Here is a 2,749-nt window from a genome sequence, read left to right as displayed (position 1 = left end):
CACGCTGTTCTATCTCTCGCTCGCCGGCAGCATCTGGGCGGTCGCCGCCTACATGCTGTTCCCGATCGAGAGCGGCGCGCTCATCGACATCCGGCAGAACAACCTCTTCATCGGTCTCGGCATCGCGTCACGGTCGTTGCACCGCAGGCCTACGAGGCCGACCGCACGCACACCCTGTCGATGGACGTCGTGGCGCAGATGGGCGATCTCGGCCTGTTCGGTCTGCCGTTCCCGGAGGAGTACGGAGGACAGGGCGGTGACTACATGGCTCTCGGCATCGCGATCGAGGCGCTGGGCCGTGTGGACCAGTCCATCGCGATCACGCTCGAAGCGGGGGTGAGTCTCGGCGCGATGCCGATCTATCGCTTCGGTACCGAGGAGCAGCGCCGGGAGCTGCTCCCTGATCTGCTCGCGGGGCGGGCGCTGGCCGGTTTCGGGCTCACCGAACCGGAGGCGGGAAGCGATGCGGGGGCGACCAGGACCACGGCGCGCCTCGACGGCGACGAATGGGTGATCGACGGCTCCAAGCAGTTCATCACCAACTCGGGAACACCGATCACGCGCTTCGTCACGGTCACCGCGGTGACGGGGAACGAGAACGGGCGCAAGGAGATCTCGACGATCATCGTCCCCAACGGCACGCCGGGGTTCACCGTCGAGGCACCGTACGACAAGGTCGGCTGGAACGCCTCAGACACCCATCCGCTGACGTTCGACGGCGCTCGCGTGCCTGCCGGCAACCTCCTGGGCGAGCGAGGGAGCGGCTTCCGCAGCTTCCTCAGCATCCTCGACGAAGGACGCATCGCTATCGCTGCTCTCTCCACGGGCGCGGCGGAGGGCTGCCTGGAGGCGGCGGTCGAGTATGCGAAGAGCCGCACGATCTTCGGCGCCGCGCTGAGCACCCGCCAGAACGCCCAGTTCACCCTGGCCCGCATGCGTGCACGGGTGCACACCGCCCGTCTCGCCTGGCACCACGCTGCGCGACTCCGCGATGCGGGGAAGCCGTTCGCCGAAGCCGCGGCCATCGCGAAGCTGGTCGGCGGGGAGGCCGCGATGGACAACGCCAGGGACGCGACGCAGATCTTCGGCGGGAACGGCTTCATGAACGAGTTCCCGGTGGGGCGTCACTACCGCGATTCGAAGATCCTCGAGATCGGCGAGGGCACCACCGAAGTGCAACTGCTCGTCATCGCTCGTGGACTCGGACTCGCCGGGTAGCGTGGCGGTATGACCACGCACGACATCCTCCAGAGGGGTCTGTACTACGAGGAGTTCGAGGTCGACGCCCGCTACCTGCATCGGCCGGGGCGCACGGCGACCGAGGCCGACAACGTGCTCTTCACCACGCTCACCATGAACACGCAGGCCCTGCACCTGGATGCGGCCTTCGCCGATGCCCAGGACCCGTTCCGCGCGCGCCTGATGAACTCGATGTGGACGCTGTCGACCATGGTGGGTTCCTCCGTGGCGCAGCTGACCCAGGGGACTCTGGTGGCGCAGCTCGGATTCGGCGACGTGGCGTTCCCTCATCCGCTGTTCGCCGGCGACACGCTCTACACCGAGAGCGTGGTCACACAGAAGCGCCTCTCCTCGTCGCGCCCAGGGCAGGGCATCGTGACCATCGCGCACACCGGGCGGAACCAGGACGGCACCGTCGTCGCCACCGCCGTACGATCGGTGCTCGTGCACTGCCTTCCGGAAGGGACCACCTCATGACGTTCGACCTGGGTCCGGCGCTGCTGTTCTGCCCTGCCGATCGTCCTGAGCGCTTCCAGAAGGCATCCGAGCGGGCTGATGCGATCATCCTCGATCTCGAGGATGCGGTGCTTCCGGATGCGAAGGATGCCGCGCGGCGCAATGTGATCGCGGCCGACCTCGACCCGAACCGTGTGATCGTCCGCGTGAACGCACCAGACAGCGGTGCCTTCGCAGCCGACCTCGCGGCTCTGGCGCAGACCGACTTCCGTACGGTGATGGTGGCGAAGACGGAGGACGTGGAGAGCCTGGCGGCTTTCGATGAGCGATACTCGCTGATCGCCCTCTGTGAGACGGCGCGCGGTATCCACGCGGCCGACCGCATCGCCGCACACCCGCGGGTCTCGGCCATGATGTGGGGCGCCGAGGATCTCGTGGCCTCACTCGGAGGGACCTCGTCACGGCACGCGGACGGCGGCTATCGCGACATCGCCCGCTACGCCCGCGCTCGCGTTCTCCTCGAATCCGGGGCGCACGGCAAGGCCGCGATCGACGCGGTGCACATCGACCTCGAGGATGCAGACGGGCTCCGACACGAGGCTGTCGACGCCGCCGCGTCCGGCTTCTCGGCGACGGCCTGCATCCATCCGAACCAGGTGGCGGCGATCCGGGCGGCATATCGTCCCGACGAGCCGATCGAGAATCTTCACCCGTCCAGACTACCGAGGGTGGCGCTCCGGATTTCGGTCCGGCTCAGAGGTCGACGCTCCGCTCCACGGTGGCGTCCCACGGCACGGTCCAACCGGCCGCGTCGAAGAGCGCGTCGAGCACCATCGCGGTGAAGCCCCAGACGATCGTGCCGTCGACGTCGAACGCCGGGCCGCGGAACGTGTGCCCCATCCGTGTGATGGTCGATGTGAACCGGGTCTCCGGGTCGAGCAGCTGCGCGACGGGCACGCGGAACACCTCGACCGTCTCGGCATGGTCGACCGCCACGACCCGCGAGGGCGACCTCCACCACGCCAGCACCGGCGTGACGAGATGGTTGCTCGCG

At 68.1% G+C, this 2,749-nt stretch carries 3 protein-coding genes and 1 pseudogene; 3 read left to right on the top strand and 1 reads right to left on the bottom strand.

All coding sequences use genetic code 11. The annotated features are described in order from the left end of the window. The first annotated feature begins 33 nt into the window (after positions 1–33). The 3 genes from KZA10_RS11630 to KZA10_RS11620 are packed head-to-tail and all read left to right on the top strand — an operon-like array spanning position 34 to position 2,537. Positions 34–1,218, top strand: a complete 1,185-nt coding sequence (locus KZA10_RS11630) for an acyl-CoA dehydrogenase family protein (protein WP_256934768.1) — start codon at positions 34–36, stop codon at positions 1,216–1,218. A gap of 9 nt (positions 1,219–1,227) precedes the next feature. Further along, positions 1,228–1,716 (top strand): MaoC family dehydratase, encoded by a 489-nt coding sequence (locus KZA10_RS11625; protein ID WP_218682960.1) that lies wholly within the window; start codon positions 1,228–1,230, stop codon positions 1,714–1,716. After that, on the top strand, positions 1,713–2,537 hold the full coding sequence (locus KZA10_RS11620) for a CoA ester lyase (protein ID WP_256934767.1): 825 nt from the start codon (positions 1,713–1,715) through the stop codon (positions 2,535–2,537). The genes KZA10_RS11625 and KZA10_RS11620 overlap by 4 nt, the downstream gene beginning before the upstream one ends. On the opposite strand, the pseudogene KZA10_RS11615 reads toward KZA10_RS11620, so the two are convergent. Next, a pseudogene (locus KZA10_RS11615) lies at positions 2,449–2,749 on the bottom strand (coenzyme A pyrophosphatase); the annotation flags it as partial. The gene KZA10_RS11620 and the pseudogene KZA10_RS11615 sit on opposite strands and share 89 nt — an antisense overlap.

The organism is Microbacterium sp. BF1 (assembly GCF_019279095.1).
GTDB classification, from domain to species: domain Bacteria; phylum Actinomycetota; class Actinomycetes; order Actinomycetales; family Microbacteriaceae; genus Microbacterium; species Microbacterium maritypicum.
The sequence above is the reverse complement of the archived record's forward strand: the minus strand, read 5'-3'. Positions and strand labels throughout refer to the sequence as shown.

Excerpts from the sequence above, each read along its gene's own strand:
- KZA10_RS11625 (WP_218682960.1), top strand. The coding sequence starts at position 1,228 with ATGACCACGCACGACATCCTCCAGAGGGGTCTGTACTACGAGGAGTTC.
- KZA10_RS11620 (WP_256934767.1), top strand. The coding sequence starts at position 1,713 with ATGACGTTCGACCTGGGTCCGGCGCTGCTGTTCTGCCCTGCCGATCGT.